This window comes from Flavobacterium zhoui (assembly GCF_042787235.1).
In the GTDB taxonomy this organism is placed as follows: domain Bacteria; phylum Bacteroidota; class Bacteroidia; order Flavobacteriales; family Flavobacteriaceae; genus Flavobacterium; species Flavobacterium zhoui.
Genome location: NZ_JBHZPY010000001.1, coordinates 389,707 through 406,948 on the forward strand (window position 1 = coordinate 389,707; position 17,242 = coordinate 406,948).

The 17,242-nt window shown below is 32.7% G+C and carries 20 protein-coding genes; 9 read left to right on the plus strand and 11 right to left on the minus strand.

Annotation, left to right across the window (positions count from 1 at the left end):
• Positions 1–13: 13 nt before the first annotated feature.
• The 3 genes from ACFX5F_RS01695 to ACFX5F_RS01705 form a co-directional block, all read right to left on the minus strand.
• Positions 14–610, minus strand: a complete 597-nt coding sequence (locus ACFX5F_RS01695; RefSeq protein WP_379849300.1) for a hypothetical protein — start codon at positions 608–610, stop codon at positions 14–16.
• Between the two features lie 449 nt (positions 611–1,059).
• Positions 1,060–1,260 (minus strand): dodecin family protein, encoded by a 201-nt coding sequence (locus ACFX5F_RS01700; RefSeq protein WP_073204318.1) that lies wholly within the window; start codon positions 1,258–1,260, stop codon positions 1,060–1,062.
• Positions 1,261–1,368: 108 nt separating this feature from the next.
• Positions 1,369–2,268 carry a NifU family protein gene (locus ACFX5F_RS01705; RefSeq protein ID WP_379849302.1) on the minus strand — a complete coding sequence of 300 codons (900 nt, stop codon included), beginning with the start codon at positions 2,266–2,268 and terminating at the stop codon, positions 1,369–1,371.
• 151 nt (positions 2,269–2,419) lie between these two features.
• Between ACFX5F_RS01705 and ACFX5F_RS01710 the strand changes: the two genes are divergently transcribed.
• Together ACFX5F_RS01710 and ACFX5F_RS01715 are read left to right on the plus strand one after the other, a co-directional pair.
• Positions 2,420–3,418, plus strand: a complete 999-nt coding sequence (locus ACFX5F_RS01710; protein WP_379849304.1) for a PorP/SprF family type IX secretion system membrane protein — start codon at positions 2,420–2,422, stop codon at positions 3,416–3,418.
• Between the two features lie 15 nt (positions 3,419–3,433).
• On the plus strand, positions 3,434–3,949 hold the full coding sequence (locus tag ACFX5F_RS01715) for a gamma carbonic anhydrase family protein (RefSeq protein ID WP_379849306.1): 516 nt from the start codon (positions 3,434–3,436) through the stop codon (positions 3,947–3,949).
• Between the two features lie 10 nt (positions 3,950–3,959).
• Here ACFX5F_RS01715 and murI read toward each other — a convergent pair whose 3' ends face one another.
• From murI to ACFX5F_RS01755, 8 genes are all read right to left on the minus strand, one after another.
• Entirely contained in the window at positions 3,960–4,736 is a 777-nt protein-coding gene (murI, locus tag ACFX5F_RS01720) for a glutamate racemase (RefSeq protein WP_379849308.1), read from the minus strand.
• Between the two features lie 110 nt (positions 4,737–4,846).
• Entirely contained in the window at positions 4,847–5,347 is a 501-nt protein-coding gene (locus ACFX5F_RS01725) for an OmpH/Skp family outer membrane protein (protein ID WP_379849310.1), read from the minus strand.
• 20 nt (positions 5,348–5,367) lie between these two features.
• Entirely contained in the window at positions 5,368–6,390 is a 1,023-nt protein-coding gene (locus ACFX5F_RS01730) for an OmpH family outer membrane protein (RefSeq protein ID WP_379849312.1), read from the minus strand.
• Positions 6,391–6,425: 35 nt separating this feature from the next.
• Positions 6,426–9,155 (minus strand): outer membrane protein assembly factor BamA, encoded by a 2,730-nt coding sequence (gene bamA, locus ACFX5F_RS01735; protein WP_379849314.1) that lies wholly within the window; start codon positions 9,153–9,155, stop codon positions 6,426–6,428.
• Complete coding sequence (gene uppS, locus ACFX5F_RS01740) at positions 9,088–9,828, minus strand: undecaprenyl pyrophosphate synthase (protein ID WP_379849316.1); 741 nt, start codon at positions 9,826–9,828, stop codon at positions 9,088–9,090. Before uppS ends, bamA begins: the two co-directional genes overlap by 68 nt.
• 4 nt (positions 9,829–9,832) lie before the next feature.
• Positions 9,833–10,516 (minus strand): type IX secretion system protein PorG, encoded by a 684-nt coding sequence (gene porG, locus ACFX5F_RS01745; RefSeq protein ID WP_379849318.1) that lies wholly within the window; start codon positions 10,514–10,516, stop codon positions 9,833–9,835.
• A gap of 155 nt (positions 10,517–10,671) precedes the next feature.
• Positions 10,672–11,556 (minus strand): NAD kinase, encoded by an 885-nt coding sequence (locus ACFX5F_RS01750; RefSeq protein WP_379849320.1) that lies wholly within the window; start codon positions 11,554–11,556, stop codon positions 10,672–10,674.
• Between the two features lie 80 nt (positions 11,557–11,636).
• The gene (locus tag ACFX5F_RS01755; protein ID WP_379849322.1) at positions 11,637–12,296 is read right to left on the minus strand and encodes a CBS domain-containing protein; all 660 of its coding nucleotides are present in this window, start codon (positions 12,294–12,296) and stop codon (positions 11,637–11,639) included.
• Positions 12,297–12,409: 113 nt separating this feature from the next.
• Here ACFX5F_RS01755 and ACFX5F_RS01760 point away from each other — a divergent pair, with 113 nt between their 5' ends.
• From ACFX5F_RS01760 to ACFX5F_RS01790, 7 genes are all read left to right on the plus strand, one after another.
• Entirely contained in the window at positions 12,410–13,123 is a 714-nt protein-coding gene (locus tag ACFX5F_RS01760; RefSeq protein ID WP_379849324.1) for a pyridoxine 5'-phosphate synthase, read from the plus strand.
• Positions 13,124–13,280: 157 nt separating this feature from the next.
• Positions 13,281–14,042 carry an alpha/beta fold hydrolase gene (locus tag ACFX5F_RS01765; RefSeq protein ID WP_379849326.1) on the plus strand — a complete coding sequence of 254 codons (762 nt, stop codon included), beginning with the start codon at positions 13,281–13,283 and terminating at the stop codon, positions 14,040–14,042.
• A gap of 53 nt (positions 14,043–14,095) precedes the next feature.
• Entirely contained in the window at positions 14,096–14,440 is a 345-nt protein-coding gene (locus ACFX5F_RS01770; protein ID WP_379849328.1) for a phage holin family protein, read from the plus strand.
• A 105-nt stretch (positions 14,441–14,545) separates the two neighbouring features.
• On the plus strand, positions 14,546–14,890 hold the full coding sequence (locus tag ACFX5F_RS01775; RefSeq protein ID WP_379849330.1) for a hypothetical protein: 345 nt from the start codon (positions 14,546–14,548) through the stop codon (positions 14,888–14,890).
• 151 nt (positions 14,891–15,041) lie between these two features.
• Positions 15,042–15,935, plus strand: coding sequence for a DUF3347 domain-containing protein (locus ACFX5F_RS01780; protein WP_379849332.1), 894 nt, complete (start codon positions 15,042–15,044; stop codon positions 15,933–15,935).
• Between the two features lie 2 nt (positions 15,936–15,937).
• Positions 15,938–16,498, plus strand: a complete 561-nt coding sequence (locus ACFX5F_RS01785) for a helix-turn-helix domain-containing protein (RefSeq protein WP_379849334.1) — start codon at positions 15,938–15,940, stop codon at positions 16,496–16,498.
• 105 nt (positions 16,499–16,603) lie between these two features.
• Entirely contained in the window at positions 16,604–17,176 is a 573-nt protein-coding gene (locus ACFX5F_RS01790; RefSeq protein ID WP_379849336.1) for a heavy metal-binding domain-containing protein, read from the plus strand.
• Positions 17,177–17,242: the final 66 nt, after the last annotated feature.

The following is a 17,242-nucleotide window of genomic DNA, read 5'->3' on the forward strand; positions in this document are numbered from 1 at the left end:
TATTTTTTAAAATCTAATCTGCGTCTTCTTCTATTTTATTTATATTTTTTTTGGCTATTTCTTCCGCTTCTGAATTGGTATCATTTGCAAATTTGCTTGTTTTTTCAGAAATAGTTTCAGCAGTTTCTGAAGCAATAGTTTTAGATTCATCTACAGCATCTACAGCTTTGTCTTTTGTGACTTCCACATTTTCCGCAACAATTGTTTTAGACTTATCTACTATATCTTCAACTTTTTCTTCTACTACTTTAGCAGTTTCTTTTGAACTTCCCGTCATTTTTGCAAAAGCATCTTCGGCTTTGTCAGAATATTCGCTTACTACTTCCTTTGCTTTTGTAGTATATTCTTCTGTGTTCTCTATAAGTGGTGCTGCTGTTTCTTTTACTTTTTCTATTGTTTCATTAGTAAATGATTCAGCTTTTTCAAAATAAGGTGTTGCAGTTTCTTTTGCTTTATCAAAAGTTTCCTCTGTAAAAGTTTCTGCTTTTTCAATATAAGGCGCTGCTTTTTCTTTTACTTGGTCAAAAGTCGTTTCGGCTTTGTCAGCCAATTCATTTGCTGATTCTTTGGCTGAGCCAAACAAATTCTTTAAAAATGATAATACTCCCATGATATATTTATTTGATTAGTCTTACAATATTAAGCATTTATTTTTAAAATTGTTCCAACGTATCGTTAATAGTTTGCTGAAAATCAGTGTTTGGTGTTAAATATGGCTTGTTTTTGTGTGAGTAAAATGATGTTTTTTTATCTTTAAAATGTATAGTTAAAAAAGACGAATTTTATTTTTCGTTGGCTTCCGCCAATGAATTAGCATTTCAGAATTTCTATTGAGGATTGTTGAGATGTTGTATTGATAAGGAGTAGTTTTTGAAAGGAGGTTTTTATTTTTAGCCCCGATAGTAGAGGAAATCCTTTCTAGTCCTTAACTTATTTCAGAATCCTGAAATAAGTTAAGGACTAGAAAGATTGAAACGGATAGCGGGAATTGCTCCTAAAAAGAAATTACAAAAAAAAGCGTCTCGAATGAAACGCCTAAATTTTATTATTAAAATTAATCTATTCAAGTTCAAATGTTAATTTTAAATTTACTCTATATTCTGTAATCTTACCATCTTTTACGGCTGCACTGTGGTCTTTAATATATGCAGATCGTATGTTTTTTAACGATGTAGCCGCCTTGGCAACTCCTTTTCGAGCTGCATCTTCCCAACTAATTTCTGAATTGGAAAGTACTTCAATTACTTTTAATACTGACATAGTTTCTAGGTGTTAAATTAGATATTAAATGTACCAAATTTTTTAAAATTTTAATTTAAAATTCAGTATTTTTTAATGTAATATTAACATTGTCAACATGTTGTGTTTTTAAGCGTTGACTGCTTCTACTTTAATGTTATCATCGTTAAGCATGCTTTTTAACATGTTTTCTATACCGCTTTTTAATGTAAATGTCGAAGAAGGGCAACCACTGCAAGCACCTTGAAGGATTACTTTTACGGTTTTATCAGTTTCGTTATAGGAATCGAATGCGATATTTCCGCCGTCAGCTTGTACGGCAGGTTTTACATACTCTTCTAGTATGTTGATGATTTGTTGTGAGGTCACATCCAGATTATCAAACTCTTTTGCTTTGGTGTCTTCTTTTGCTGTGACTGCTTGAATGAAATTTTCATCTAGAACTGTTCCTCCGTTCTCAATATATTGTTTAATGAAACTTCTTAATTCTAATGTTATTTCCTGCCAGTCATTGATTTCATATTTAGTTACCGAGATGTAATTTTCGTCGATAAAAACTTCTTTCACATAGGGGAATTTGAATAATTCTTTTGCAAGTGGTGATGCACCTGTTTGATCAATGTTTTTGAATTCGATAGCGTTTTTTGTTAACATTTTGCTAACCACAAATTTTAAAGCTGCTGGATTAGGAGTTGTTTCTCCGTAAACAGTTACGGGTTGTTTTTTTGTTTTATTTTCGTCAACATTGATGATTGTGCCACCATTGCTTACAAATGTCTCTATTTGTTCCGCAACGGCATCCTTAACGTCGTCCCATTCTACAATGCTGTACTTCTCGATTGCCATAAAATTCCCCGAGATGTAAATTGTTTTTACAAATGGCAGGTAAAATAATTGTTGTGCAAGGGGAGATGCTTTAGCTTCATCTATGTTTTTGAATTCAAAACTCTCGTTCTGAGTTATAAAATCTGGGAATTCAAATTTGAGTATGGTTGGGTTTTGTGTTTCTTTTATACTAATTTTTGTCATGATCTTTGTAAATTTCTACAAATTTAGTAAAGATATTTTCCACGAATCGCTATATTTGAATATTAATAAAATAAATTAACAAAAATTTAGTTATACAACTGGTTATTGTAATTTTTTTGGTTTCACACTCATCTTATATAATTGTATTACAATGTATAACAAAATTAGACTCATAGCCTTTCTTTTTTTTATATCTCACTGTTCCTTTGCACAAGAGGGAGTTGCCGTTTATTCGGATTATTTATCAGATAATTATTATTTGATTCACCCATCAATGGCTGGTGCTGCAAATTGTGCTAAAATTAGGCTTACTGCACGTAAACAATGGTTTGGTCAGGAAGATGCGCCAGAACTTCAAACACTGAGCTTTAATGGAAGAGTAGGGGAAAAGGCAGGGGCTGGAATTATTCTATTTAATGATAAAAATGGGTACCATTCCCAGAAAGGGGTAAAGTTTACATATGCCTATCATCTTATGTTTTCTAGAGATGAAATTGATTTGAATCAGTTGTCTTTTGGGATTAGCGGAGGTTTAATCCAAAGCCAATTAGACGAAACGGAGTTTAGACAGTCTGGTGATTTTGATCCCATTATTGATGGCACAATTGTACAAAAAGATTCTTATTTCAACATTGATTTTGGCGCTTCCTATAACTATTTAGACCTTTATGTTCATGGTACGGTTAAAAATGCTATTGAAACCAGAAGAGATATTTACACGGAATATGAAAGTGATAATTTGAGAAAATACTTGTTGAGTTCGGGTTATGTTTTTGGCGATAAGGATAGAATATTGTGGGAACCATCAATTTTATTTCAACTGGTAGACAAGACTAAAGAGAAATCAATAGACCTTAATATGAAAGCATACAAAGATTTTGATTTTGGAAAACTATGGGGAGGTTTGTCATATCGTAGAAGTTTTGATAGCGCTGAATATACCAATGGTTCTGGAGTTTCTAAGCAGAGACTTCAATATTTCACGCCCATTGTTGGGGTTAATTTCAATAATTTCATGTTTGCCTATACTTATTCGCATGTATCAGGAGCTATGAAATTTGATAATGGTGGTTATCACCAAATTACTTTGGGAATCAATTTATTTTGCAAACCTGAAAAATACGAATGCAATTGTCCTGCAATAAATTAATTTTACCTTATATCCATGTTAATTAAGTCTGTAAACGGAAAATCTCCTTCTATACCGGAGGATTGTTATGTAGCCGAGAATGCTACTATTGTTGGTGATGTTAGTTTTGGCTCTTCTTGTAGTGTTTGGTTTAATACTGTAATTAGAGGAGATGTGAATTTCATCAAAATAGGGGATAAAGTAAATATTCAAGATGGTGCGATTATTCATTGTACCTATAAAAAACATCCAACAATTATAGGGAATAATGTTTCAATTGGCCATAATGCCATTGTACATGGTTGCACAGTTCATGACAATGTATTGATTGGAATGGGAGCAATCGTTATGGATAATTGTATTATTGAAAGTAATTCTATTGTTGCAGCCGGAGCTGTTATTACGCAAAATACGGTTGTAGGTTCTGGATCGATTTGGGCTGGTGTTCCTGCCAAAAAGGTGAAAGATATTGACCAATCTGATTTTGCTGGTGAAATTGAACGTATATCTAATAATTACGTAATGTATTCCAGTTGGTTCAAGGAGGAATAAACTGAATTTCTTAAAATTCGATTTTTTCCACGGTATATTTATTCTCTAAAATTTCAGATAATACTTTTGAATCAGTATTAGTATAGAAAATTGGTTTGCTTTTTTCGGCTGAAGAAAGACCTATTTTTTCTTTTAATATTTTTTGAGTTTGTTTAGCAACAGCTTCCCCAGAATCAATGATGTGAATATGTTCTGGAAGTATCTTTTTTATTTGAGGAATCAAATAAGGATAATGACTGCATCCCAAGACCAGATAATCGATGTTAGCCTCAATCATAGGTGCGAGATAGGAGGTAAGTAATTGGGTCATTTCTGGCGAATTGATATCTCCATTTTCAATCAGCTGCACTAATCCATGACCTACTTGTTCAATTATTTTGGTATCTTGATATTTCTCTGTAGTTTTATTAAAAAGCTCGCTGTTCAGTGTTCCTTGTGTAGCAAGTATGCCTATGATTTGCGTCTTAGAATGTGTTGCGGCAGGTTTTATAGCCGGTTCAATGCCTATGAAAGAAACGTCATACTTTTCGCGTAATTCACGAATAGCATTAGTAGTTGCAGTGTTGCAAGCGACTACTATCAATTTGCAGTTCATCTCAAGTAGCAGTTCCGTATTTTTCATGCTTAAAGCAATAATCTCCTCTTTTGATTTCTGGCCATAAGGAGCATTTTTACTGTCGGCTAGGTATATTGTTTTTTCATTTGGAAGTAATTGATGTATCTCTTTCCAAATGGAGGTTCCGCCAATGCCGGAGTCGAAAATTCCTATAGGTTGATCGTTGTGCATAGAAACAAAGTTAAGGGCTAGGATTTAGATATCCTAAAAATTATTTTCAAAAAAAAACTGCTCATTCCCAAATTTTGGGTGAGCAGTTTTATAAGCTAATTGTGTGTTTTTTAAAATCCTAAATCTTTTTTCACATCAGCAGTCAAGTTTGGACCGTCAGCTAATAAAAGTGTAGAACCATCTAAAACATATTGAAATCCTTTTGCTTTACCTACTTTTTGGATAGAAGTTCTTACTTTGTCCATCAATGGTTTAACAATATCAGATTCTTTTTGTTGCAATTCTTTTTGAGCATTGTCTCTAAAATCAACAATTCTTTTTTGCATATCTTGAACTTCTTTTGAACGTTCTCCATTTACTGCCTCAGTTACCGTTGCTGATTCTGAATCGTATTTTTTTAATTTTGTTTGGTATTCTTCAACCATTTTTTTATAATTTGCATCATAAGTACCACTCAATTTTTCCAATTGTTTTTGAGCGTCTATCATAGCTGGCATTTTTGCCATAATTTCACTTACATCAACATGTGCTGTTTTTGCTTGTGCATTAATTGTTTGATTTGCGCCAAAGAATAGTATAGCGGCAATTAGTAAAGTTTTAATTTGTTTCATCGTTTTTAAAATATTTAATATTAATTTTTGTTTGTATTTTCTTTTAATTTTTCAGCTTTGGCTTTTTTCAGCGCTTCTCTTTCTTCCAGTATTTTTTTCTTTTTGTCTTCTAAGGCTTTTTTACGATCTTCGATTACTTTTTTACGCTCTTCTAAAGTTGTTGCTCTGTCTGCGGCTTGCTTGATTTTAGCGTCCTCAATAACTTTTTTTGAGGCTAATTTAGAGGAATCGTTTACAACTGCCGTTGATTTTGTTTCCTCTGTTTTAGATGAGGCAGAAACCGTGCCATTTTTTTTAGATTCTCTTTCGGATAAAAGTTGTTTTCTTCTGTCGTCATATTCTTTTTTCTTTTGTTCTTGAAGTAATTTTCTATCAGCAATAACCTGATCTCTTGCCGCTTTTTTTTCGTCTAATACTTTTTTTCTATCCGCTAAAACTGGATTTTCATCAACTGCATCTTCTTTGCTCTCCTTCGTTTCTTGATCTTTAAGTTGTTTTTTTGTCAACTGCTCTCTTTTTTCAGTACGATTCAGTACGCGTAAAACCTGTTCGCTAATGTCAAATCTTTTTGCAGTAAAAAGCATAGTCAAATCTGAGGATTTGTCAAAGATAAAATCATATTTCTTTGCTTCTGCTATGTCTTGAATGGCAGTAAATACCTGGTCTTGAATTGGCTTTGCCAAAACTATTTTTTGTTGTATTAAATCACCGTTTGGACCAAATCTTTTTTGCTGATAATCTATTATTTCGCCTTCAAGAAACTTGATCTCTGTTTCTCTTTCATCGATTAGTTGTTTCGTTAATAAAGCTTTTTCAGCTTTTAAGGCATCTTTAAGTTTATTGACCTCTATTTTTTTTATCTCAATTTCCTGCTTCCATTTTTGGGCTTTTTGATCTAATTGACTCTTGGCTTCAGTATAGTCGGTAACATTTTGTAAAATGTACTCCATGTCAATGTAGCCTATTTTAGTGCCTCTCGTTTGCCCATTCATCGTACCTAGTATGATAAATGCTAAAAATAGAAATAAAAATTGTTTTCTCATAACGTTATAGTATTAGAAAATTTTATGTCATTTTTTTAAAATTGTTGTCCAATGATAAAGTGAGTTTCCCACCCGTTAGGTTTTGATGTTCCTGGTAAAGCATCAAAGCCATATCCAAAATCAATACCTAATAATCCAAACGCCGGCATAAATACACGTAATCCAGCTCCAGCGGAACGACTTAACGCAAACGGATTATAGCTTTTGAAATCTTTATATGACGAACCTGCTTCCAAGAAAGTCAAAGCATAAATAGATGCAGATGATTTCAATGTAATAGGATAACGCATTTCTAATGAAAATTTATTATACACAGTTGCTCCAATTTGTTCTCCTTTGCTGTTTACAGGTGTCAATGAATTGTTTGGATAACCTCTTAACTGGATCGTTTCTCTACCATCCATCGAGTAATTAGCTAATCCATCACCACCTACATAGAATCTTTCGAATGGTACAACACCCCTGTCTTGATTGTATGCTCCTAGGAATCCAAATTCAGTCAATGTTCGTAGTACTAATTTACCATAAATTTTTGTGTACCAGTCCGCTTTGAACTTTATTTTGTAATATTCTAACCAATTAAATTTCTTTTGATCAACTAATGCAGCGTCCGGTGCAGCATCTTGATAGCTGAATACTTTATTTCCAGCTGCATCTATGTAGTCACCTATTTTAACGGTATTTCCGTTTGCATCTGGTGTATTTGATCTGTCAACAGTGTTTTTTAATTTATACTCTTCTTTAGCTCCTAATGTAGCATAATCAGTTCCATTCAATAACGAATAAGGAGGTGTCACTTTCGCCGAAATACTAAACTCTGATCCATAAGTAGGGAATATAGGATTTACTCCTTTATTACTTCTTGTTAGTCCTATAGTATAAGCTAAGTTTCTTGATGTTCCATTTCCAAAAGTAAATAATCCTGTATTGTAATTATTCAAATCATAATGTTGGTAACTTACAGATTGTGACAATACAAAGAAATCATCTGGTACAGTCAATCTTTTTGCTAATCCTACGGATAAGGTTAATATATTAAAGCTTTTAGTTTTATCAACTCTTTGTGTAATATAATTATTTAAAAACTGTTTGCTATAAGATAGTGAGGTGCTGAATTGTACGGGCTTTTTTTGCCCAAACCATGGTTCAGAGAATGATACACTATACGTTTGGAAATAAGTACTTCCCTGTAATCGTAAGGATACCTTCTGTCCGTCACCCATTGGTAATGGTTTGTACGCTTCTTTATTCAAAAGATTACGCGCTGAGAAATTGTTAAATGACAAACCTAAAGTGCCTATGAAACCTCCACCCCCATAACCTCCTTGAAGTTCTATTTGACTTGAACCTTTTTCTACAAGGTTATATTCAATATCAACTGTTCCAGCACCTGAATCTACGTTTTTGAATTTAGGATCAATTGCTTCCGGATCAAAGAATCCTAATTGTCCAATCTCACGAATGGTTCTTACTAATTCTTCTTTGCTGTATTTGTCTCCTGGTTTTGTTCTTAATTCTCTATAAATTACACGGTCATTTGTTTTGTCATTTCCTACAACCGTAATTTTATTAAAATAAGCTAATGGACCTTCAGTAACTCTAATTTCAAAATCGATAGTGTCGTTTGCCGTTTTTACCTCTACTGCATTTATATTAGAAAACAAATACCCATTGTTTTGATATAAATTGGTAATGTCTTCACTGTCTGGTTTTGATTTATCCGCAATACGTTTCTCAAGTAAGACTCCGTTATAGGTTTCTCCTTTTTTTACGCCCAGTATTCTACTTAACAACTGATCAGAATATACCGTATTTCCTAGAAATTTAATATTTCCAAAATAGTATTTATTTCCCTCTTCAACATTTATTTTAATCGCTAATGCATTTTTATTCTTGTTATAAGTAACAGAATCCGAAAGTATTCTGGCATCACGATATCCTTTTTCTTTATAAGCGGCGATTACTTTTTCTAAGTCTGTTTTGTATTTTGCCTGTATAAATTTGGATGCTTTTAAAATACGTAGCGGGTTTTTTTGTTTTGTATCTTTCATTGCATTTCGCAATGTCTTATCAGATAATTTGTCGTTCCCAACAAAATCAATACTTTGTATTTTTACTTTATCTCCTTTATCAATTGTAACAAGCATATTTACTTGATTTACACTTGATGTGTCTTTTATAGTAGTAATATTTACTTTAGTATTGTAATAACCTTCTTTTTTGTATTTACTTTCGATGTAGTTTTTAGTGGTAGTAATTAAATTTTCATTTACTACTTTGCCTTTTGTAAGACTGTTGTCTTTAATTAGACCTTCAGTTTTATTTTTCTTAATTCCTACAAATTTCACCTCGTTTAACTTAGGCAATTCTACCAGGTTTAAATCAAGATAAATACTGTCATTTTGTATTTTATTTACATAAAACGAAATTTCATCAAAAAGGCCTAATTTTCCAAGTTTTTTAATAGCACCGCTGATTTCTTCACCTGGAATTGTTATTTCTTGTCCTTTTTGAAGTCCTGCAAAAGTTATTACTGTTTGATTATTAAAACTTATTTTACCAACAACTGCAACATCTGCTAGGATATATTTTTTTCCTTGGTCAAAGGGTACTCGATCTTGAGCTTTAATTTGGGTAAAACTTCCAAAAATTAATAAGGTAAGGGCTATTCCTATTTTTTGATTTAACACTAAAAAATTATTTAATTTGTTCACTTGTTTTTCCAAATCTACGTTCTCTTTTTTGATAACTAATAATAGCCTCATATAAATCTTCTTCTTTAAAGTCTGGCCACAATATATCAGTAAAATACAATTCTGCATAGGCAATTTGCCATAGCAAAAAATTACTTATTCTATGTTCTCCACTTGTTCGTATTAATAAATCTACATCTGGTAAATTTTGCGTGTAAAGATGCTCATTTATAATTGAATCATCAATAGTGTCTATTGAAATTATATTATTTTTAACTTTCCTACAAATGTTTTTTACAGCACTGACTAATTCTTCCCTAGAACCATAGCTTAAAGCTAGGGTTAGAGTCATTTTAGTGTTGTCTTTTGTTTTATTTATTACATCAAGAAGTTCCTTTTGAGCCGATTTTGGTAATTTTTCCAAATTACCAATAGCATTCAGTTTGATGTTATTTTTTTGCAGTGTTACAAGTTCTTTTTTTAATGAATTAATTAGAACTTTCATTAATGTTTCGACCTCTAGTTTTGGTCTGTTCCAGTTTTCTGACGAAAAAGCGTATAGCGTAAGAAATTCAATTCCCAATCTAGCACTGGCTTCGATTATTACTTTGACTGATTTTGTTCCACTTTGATGTCCCAAAGATCTCAAAAGTCCTTGTTGTTTTGCCCAACGTCCATTACCATCCATGATGATGGCTAAATGTTTGGGTAAGTTAGTTGCGTCAATTTTATTTAATATTTCCATTTCTTTAATCTGCACAATAGCAAGGTTTGTTACCAAAAGTATAAGTTAAGGTTAATCCAGAGAAAACATACCAATCATTATTATTTATGTTACCAAATTGTAAAAATTTTAGATTTTCATTCTTTGGATTGCTTCCGTCAATATCATCAGCGAAGGTATATCTGGCTGCAACTTCTATTCCTAAAACAAAATTAGGTGTAATATTTGATTTTACACCCAAAATCATGGGTATTGCGATAGTTCCGTGATTTGTATCTGATCTAGTTCTTCCATCTACAAAAAATAAACCTTCGTACTGCACATAACTTAAACCGGAGTAGACGTAAGGTGTAATTTTGGTTCTTAATTCATGCAGATTAAAATCAAAAAAATTAAATTCGAGCCCAGCAGAGAATTCTTTAACGCTGTTTTCAAAACGATACCCTCTTTGATTTCTACCTGCTTCCTCAGAATTTAGATCGTTTGCAGTAATTTTTGATTGTGTGTAGGAAAATCGATAGGAATGTCTTGGACTTTTGTTCCATTTATATAATAATCCAATTGCGGGTTCATTTGGAGATATATAAGTTGTAGAACCTACATCGCCTATGAAGTTACTGCCACCAACAAAAACACCAATCTCATGAATTTGAGCTTGTATTGCCATGAAAGGGAATAGGAATATAAAAAAGTTTAGAATACGGTTCATTTAATTAAAAATTGCGTGCAAATATAATAATTATCGATATAATTCGACACCTATTTAGTTAATTGTATGTTTTTTCTAAAAACAAGTATAATTTGGTATTTGTTTATGAAAACGTAAAAAAGAGGTTGAATCGTATAGTATTCGTTATAAATGCTTTAATTCCTTTTGTCTTCTCCCCAAAGTAATTTAGTGCGAAGCGTTTTTAAAAATGTTTCTTCAGGAATTTCTACCATGTTTATTTGAAAGGGCGTTTTTTTAATCGTCAGAATCGATTCGTTTTTTACAGAAGTAATTCTGGAATCTAAGGAAACGAGATAGTTTTCCTCTCTGCCAGAAATTTTTAATCGGATTTCGGTTTCGTCTGGAACAACCAGTGGTCTCGCGTTCAGGTTATGAGGAGCGATAGGTGTGATAACTAAACTTTTTACATCGGGGGTGAGTATGGGTCCTCCGCAACTCAAAGAATATCCCGTTGAACCCGTAGGGGTGGAAATAATCAATCCATCTGCCCAATAGGAATTTAAAAATTCATCATTAAGATATGTGTCTATGGTAATCATCGAGGTAGTATCTTTTCTACTAACAGTGATTTCATTCATGGCAAAGTTAATGTCCTGAATAGATTCATTGTTTGGAGAACATGATAAACTTAATAATGTTCTTTTTGAAAGGGTATATTTTTTTTCAATTACAAATTGCATAAACGCGGCAATATTTTCTTTTTGAACGGTTGCTAAAAAACCTAAACGGCCCGCATTAATACCTAATATAGGTACTCCTGAATCTCGCACTAAGGTTGCAGCTCTTAAAATTGTTCCGTCCCCACCAATGCTTATCAGCATATCAAAACTAGCATCTAATTCGGTATGAGATTCAAACGTTTTGTATTCTTTTTGAACAATTTTTTTTTCGTAGAGTATTTTCAAAAAAGCCAAATCAATAACCATCTCTACCTTATTGGTATTAAAAAAAACGAAGATGTCTTTAATTATCGGTTCGGTGCTGTTCTGATAATATTGTCCGTATATAGCTACTTTCATTTATTTAAATTAGATAATTAGATAATGTGTAAATCAGATAATTAAACTGCTAATTTTGTCATTTTCCAATTTGTTTTTTATTAGATATTAAGGTATTTATCTAAATAATCAGAACGTTCTTTTAAACTGTTAATGTAATTGTCTTCTTGATGTTCGGAAATGATTTCATAATTATACCTTCTGAAGGTCTGGATGATTTCATTTATGGCTCCCAACGTAATTTTCATCGTAACTTGTACACTTTCTACGTCTGCTTCAGAGATGAACAAGCCTAAAAGTTTTCCGTTATTACTTTCAACTATTTGAGTAATTTGCCCCATTGAGTAATCTAACACTCCTTTTTTGACAATAATAATTCCCCCAGGCTCTTTCAAAAAGGGAGTTTCATGAAAAAATCGCATGATGTCTTCGATTTCATAATAGCCAACATATTTATTGTTTTCGTCCAAAACAGGTACTAAGTTAGTATGATTCTTTGCGAAAATTTCTAATACGTCCAGCCAGATTGTATTTGTTCTAACGAAAAATCCTTCGAGCGTAAATCTGTAATCTGCTATTTTTTTCTTGTTTTCAAAAGTTACAATATCATCTGCGGCCATACTGCCAATATAAACTTCTTCCTCAATTACAGGAAAATGTGAAAAGTGCACATCATTAAAAAAGTCTTGAACATCCGCAATAGTATCTTGGCTGTCAATCGGTTTAAAATCATTAGTAATATACTCTGTAATTTCTGTCATAAATCAATCTCAATATTTCATGCAAAATAATCAAAAATAAGCAAAAACTCCTAGGTTTTACTTTGTATTTTTGTCACAACAAATACTATTTTTCATAATCAAAAAGTGTTCCAATGACAAAATTAAGCGTAAACATCAATAAAATAGCTACTTTACGAAATGCGCGTGGAGGAAATGTTCCCGATTTATTAAAGGTAGCAACTGATATTCAAAAGTTCGGGGCAGAAGGAATCACCATTCATCCGCGTCCAGATGAGCGTCACATCCGTTATCAAGATGCCAGAGATTTGAAATCCATTGTTTACACCGAATATAATATTGAGGGAAATCCAGAGAAAACATTTATCGATCTTATTCTCGAAATCAAACCTAGCCAAGTTACTTTAGTTCCAGATGCTGTCGATGCGATAACTTCCAATGCAGGTTGGAATACCATAAAACATGCCGAATATTTAACCGAAATTGTGCAAGAATTTCAACGCAACGGAATCCGAACTTCTATTTTTGTGGATCCGGTTCTAGAAATGATTGAAGGCGCAAAAAAAATTGGAACTGAAAGAATCGAATTGTATACCGAGGCATTCGCACACGAATACGGTTTGGGTAACAAAAGAGGTATACAGCCGTATATGGAATCGGCAATTTTGGCCAATCAAATCGGTTTGGGAATTAATGCAGGTCACGATTTAAGTTTAGACAATATTCAGTTTTTCAAAGAAAACCTACCAGGACTGCTGGAAGTTTCTATAGGGCATGCCTTAATTTCTGAAGCCATTTATTTGGGATTGGATAATGTGATCAATATGTATTTGCAAAAATTAAAATAAAATAATTTGGGCGTGACCACACTTTCACTAACGTTGCAGCGTGGTCGGGCTATCCGTTGCAATCTTTTTTTCATTCCACTATCGTTTCATGATAAAAAAGGATTTCCACTGCTATCCCTCACGCACGTAATTCTGCAATCTAAAATCTAAAATCAAAATGCTCTACTCAAAAATAGAAGGTTCAGGCAAACCACTTTTAATTCTCCACGGCTTTTTGGGAATGTCGGATAATTGGAAAACACTAGGCACTCAGTTTGGTGCCGAAGGTTTTCAAGTTCATATGATCGATTTGCGCAATCACGGCCGTAGTTTGCATTCAGATGAATTCAGCTATGAAATAATGGTTCAAGATATTTTCGAATATTGTGAAGCGCATAATTTAGAAAATATAGATATAATAGGACATTCCATGGGTGGGAAAGTAGCCATGCTTTTGGCGACAACGCATCCGGAATTAGTAGATAAATTGATTGTTGCTGATATTGGACCAAAATTTTATCCGCAGCACCATCAGGATATTCTGGCTGGATTAAACGCAGTTGATTTCTTCAAAAAACCAACTCGAAACGAAGTCGAGGAAATTATGTCTCAATATATTCCTGATTTTGGAACGAGACAATTCCTGATGAAAAGTTTGTATTGGCAAGAACCGGGACAACTCGCTTTCCGATTTAATTTGGAAGTTTTTAATAAAAAAATGGATGAAATAGGAGTTCCTTTGTCACCAAATGCCATTTTTGAGAAACCAACATTGTTCATACGTGGTGGAAATTCTAATTATATTTTAGACACTGATTTCGAAAGTATAAAGCAGCATTTCCCTAATTTTACTATTGAAACAATTCCTAATGCAGGTCATTGGCTTCATGCGGAAAATCCAGTCCTTTTTCATCAAATAACGAGTTCTTTCTTAAAATAAATTAATCAGATTTAAATTTTTCTTACATTTATTTAAATTTTAAAACAAAAAGTATGAATTTATTACTCAGAATCCTTATTACAGCAGGTTTGGTATTACTTATTGCTCACTTTATGCCGGGCGTTCATGTGGCTAGTTTTACTACAGCTTTAATTGTAGCTATAGTTCTTGGTTTACTTAACATATTTATCAAACCAATATTGGTAATACTAACTTTACCAGTGACGATTCTGACATTGGGATTGTTTTTGCTGGTCATTAATGCATTGATTATAATATTGTGCACCAATATTGTTGGTGGTTTTCATGTTGATTCCTTTTGGACAGCATTAATCTTTAGTATTGTATTGTCGTTGTTACAATCGATAATGAATGGGATATTGGGGGAAGGAAAGTAATTAGTTTTTTAACAAGTAATTAGGAGTTAAAAAATTAACATCAGCCGTTTATTTAATACCTTTGTTTTTTACAAAAGTTAGATCATGACAAAAAAGTTTTGCATAATGCTACTTGTTATGCTTGGTTTCTTTATGATGCCAAGCGTAGCTTTTGCATGTGGAACTAAATCAGAGAAAGCGTGTTGTAAAAAAGAAGCTGCTTCGCAAAGCGAGAAATCGGCTTGCTGCAATAAGGAAAAAAGTTCAAAAAGTCATGAGGGTTGTAACGGAGGATGCAAACATGTTTCTTGCACCAGTTCTGTCGTTAATTTGGCTTTGTCTTCTCTTTCTTATGTTGAACTTAACAGTCAACTCTTTAGTTTTTCACACGAGAAACAAAATTATTATTATTCAGAAATCTTCATTTCTTCAGATTTCCGTTGCATTTGGCTTCCACCTAAAATAAGCTAAATTTCTATTTAGACAGCCATTATTGGGTCTAATTCAAAGCATTACTGCTTTAAAATCATTAAATTTATAGTCAGATTCAATTTGAATTGTAGCAATATGCTAGTTTTTCAATATTGATTGGGGCACATTCACTTCAAAATTATTTAAAACAATGAAATCAATAAAAAAAATATTGATGGCAATTTTACTATTGCTTTCAATCACAATTGTAAATGCACAAATAAAGAATACTAAAACCGAAACGGTAAAAATCTACGGGAATTGTGGCATGTGTGAAGCAACCATAGAGAAAGCAGGAAATTTAAGAAAAGTAGCTCAGGTCGATTGGGATAAAGACACCAAAATGGCTACTTTGACTTATGATTCAGCAAAAACGAACCAGGACGAAATATTAAAACGTATTGCCTTGGCGGGTTATGATAGCGAGAAATTCCTTGCTCCTGATGCTGCTTATAACAGCCTTGCCGGTTGTTGCCAGTACGAGCGTGAAGCTAAGGTATCGGTGACAGGCGATGCTAAAACAAATCAGAGCGATAGCGAACAGGCGAAAAAAATGGCAGGAATGAAAAATCATGAAAATAATGCAGAAACGCCTAAAAAGGATCAAGTAGCGCAAAATCAATTAAAACCAGTTTTTGAGAATTATTTTTTATTAAAAGATGCCTTGGTGAAAACGGATGGAAAAGTAGCGTCTTCAGTGGCAAAAGATTTATTGACTTCCTTAAATGGGGTAAAAATGGACAAACTTGCTATGGATGTTCATATGGTTTGGATGAAAGTGATGAAAGATTTAACCGCTGATGCCAAAAGTATTTCTGAAACACAGGATATCAATAAACAAAGAATGGTTTTTATGTCATTATCAAAAAACATGTATGATTTGATCAAAGTGGCTAAGTATGAAACGCCGGTTTTTTATCAATTTTGTCCAATGGCAAATGGAGGGAAAGGAGCTAATTGGTTGAGCAAAGACAATGGAATTAAAAATCCATATTATGGTTCACAAATGTTGTCTTGTGGTAAGACAGTTGAAACTATTAAATAAAAATGAAGATTTATATCAAAAATATGGTATGCAATCGCTGTAATATTGTCGTGAAGTCTGAACTTGAAAAAATTGGACTTCACGCTATTTCAGTTCAACTGGGAGAAGTCGAACTTTTGGACGATTTTAAAGATGATGAAAAAGAGATACTTTCAAAAAGGTTACACGCACTTGGTTTCGAATTATTAGAAGACAAAATTAGGATTACCATTGAGCGGATAAAGAATCTAATAGTTGATTTGGTACATCATAAAGACATTGAACTAAAAACCAATTTATCGTTCTATTTATCGGAACAATTAGGTCAAGATTATAACGTATTGAGTAATCTGTTTTCCGAAGTTGAGGGTAAGACTATAGAACATTATTTTATTGCTCAAAAGATTGAAAAAGTAAAGGAGTTAATAATGTATAATGAGTTAACACTAAGTGAAATTGCAATGCAATTGAATTATACTGATGTCGCACATTTGAGTAATCAGTTTAAAAAAATTACGGGCGTAACGCCAACTCATTTTAAACAATTAAAAGAAAATAGTAGATTACAAATAGATGGTTTGTAAAATTTACAAATCATTTGCAAAATTCTACAAGAAGTCAAAATGTATGCGTTGTAAATTTGTGTAATATAAATCAATCATTTGTTTAATATTTTAAAACAATAAAAAATGAAAACATTAATTATCGTACTGAGCGTATTCTTAGCAGTGAATACAATGGCATCAGCTCAAGAAGCTGTAAAATCTTCCCAAAAGGAATTGGTTAAAGAAATGTTTACTTGTCCAATGCATCCGGATGAAATGAGCAGTAAAGAAGGAGAGTGTAGTAAATGTGGAATGAAATTAGTAAAAACACTGAACCACGACACCTCAGGTAAAGGCAGAAAAACAGAAGTAGTTTCAAAATACGTTTGTAAAATGGATGGTACAACTTCTGATAAAGCAGGAAAGTGTCCTAAATGCGGTATGGATATAACAAAAAAAGAAGTTCAAGAAGTAAATTACACGTGCTCAATGCATCCTAATGAGGTGAGTTCTGAACCTGGAAAATGTGGAAAATGTGGTATGAAAATGGTAAAAACAACCGAAGTAAAACGCAACGTCGCAGTAAAAGGAAGTCAATCAAGTAGCAAAGTTATCACTAAATATGTCTGTGCAATGGATGGTGAGCAGTCTGATAAAGCAGGAAAGTGTACTAAATGTGGAATGGAAATGACCAAAATGGAGGATAAGAAAAAATAATTCATAGGTCTAAATTCAAATTCCCTTTAAGGTTAATTCAATACGTAGTATGTGAATTATTTTTAA

Excerpts from the sequence above, each read along its gene's own strand:
- ACFX5F_RS01695 (WP_379849300.1), bottom strand. The coding sequence starts at position 610 with ATGGGAGTATTATCATTTTTAAAGAATTTGTTTGGCTCAGCCAAAGAA.
- ACFX5F_RS01700 (WP_073204318.1), bottom strand. The coding sequence starts at position 1,260 with ATGTCAGTATTAAAAGTAATTGAAGTACTTTCCAATTCAGAAATTAGT.
- ACFX5F_RS01705 (WP_379849302.1), bottom strand. The coding sequence starts at position 2,268 with ATGACAAAAATTAGTATAAAAGAAACACAAAACCCAACCATACTCAAA.
- ACFX5F_RS01710 (WP_379849304.1), top strand. The coding sequence starts at position 2,420 with ATGTATAACAAAATTAGACTCATAGCCTTTCTTTTTTTTATATCTCAC.
- ACFX5F_RS01715 (WP_379849306.1), top strand. The coding sequence starts at position 3,434 with ATGTTAATTAAGTCTGTAAACGGAAAATCTCCTTCTATACCGGAGGAT.
- murI (WP_379849308.1), bottom strand. The coding sequence starts at position 4,736 with ATGCACAACGATCAACCTATAGGAATTTTCGACTCCGGCATTGGCGGA.
- ACFX5F_RS01725 (WP_379849310.1), bottom strand. The coding sequence starts at position 5,347 with ATGAAACAAATTAAAACTTTACTAATTGCCGCTATACTATTCTTTGGC.
- ACFX5F_RS01730 (WP_379849312.1), bottom strand. The coding sequence starts at position 6,390 with ATGAGAAAACAATTTTTATTTCTATTTTTAGCATTTATCATACTAGGT.
- bamA (WP_379849314.1), bottom strand. The coding sequence starts at position 9,155 with ATGAGGCTATTATTAGTTATCAAAAAAGAGAACGTAGATTTGGAAAAA.
- uppS (WP_379849316.1), bottom strand. The coding sequence starts at position 9,828 with ATGGAAATATTAAATAAAATTGACGCAACTAACTTACCCAAACATTTA.
- porG (WP_379849318.1), bottom strand. The coding sequence starts at position 10,516 with ATGAACCGTATTCTAAACTTTTTTATATTCCTATTCCCTTTCATGGCA.
- ACFX5F_RS01750 (WP_379849320.1), bottom strand. The coding sequence starts at position 11,556 with ATGAAAGTAGCTATATACGGACAATATTATCAGAACAGCACCGAACCG.
- ACFX5F_RS01755 (WP_379849322.1), bottom strand. The coding sequence starts at position 12,296 with ATGACAGAAATTACAGAGTATATTACTAATGATTTTAAACCGATTGAC.
- ACFX5F_RS01760 (WP_379849324.1), top strand. The coding sequence starts at position 12,410 with ATGACAAAATTAAGCGTAAACATCAATAAAATAGCTACTTTACGAAAT.
- ACFX5F_RS01765 (WP_379849326.1), top strand. The coding sequence starts at position 13,281 with ATGCTCTACTCAAAAATAGAAGGTTCAGGCAAACCACTTTTAATTCTC.
- ACFX5F_RS01770 (WP_379849328.1), top strand. The coding sequence starts at position 14,096 with ATGAATTTATTACTCAGAATCCTTATTACAGCAGGTTTGGTATTACTT.
- ACFX5F_RS01775 (WP_379849330.1), top strand. The coding sequence starts at position 14,546 with ATGCTACTTGTTATGCTTGGTTTCTTTATGATGCCAAGCGTAGCTTTT.
- ACFX5F_RS01780 (WP_379849332.1), top strand. The coding sequence starts at position 15,042 with ATGAAATCAATAAAAAAAATATTGATGGCAATTTTACTATTGCTTTCA.
- ACFX5F_RS01785 (WP_379849334.1), top strand. The coding sequence starts at position 15,938 with ATGAAGATTTATATCAAAAATATGGTATGCAATCGCTGTAATATTGTC.
- ACFX5F_RS01790 (WP_379849336.1), top strand. The coding sequence starts at position 16,604 with ATGAAAACATTAATTATCGTACTGAGCGTATTCTTAGCAGTGAATACA.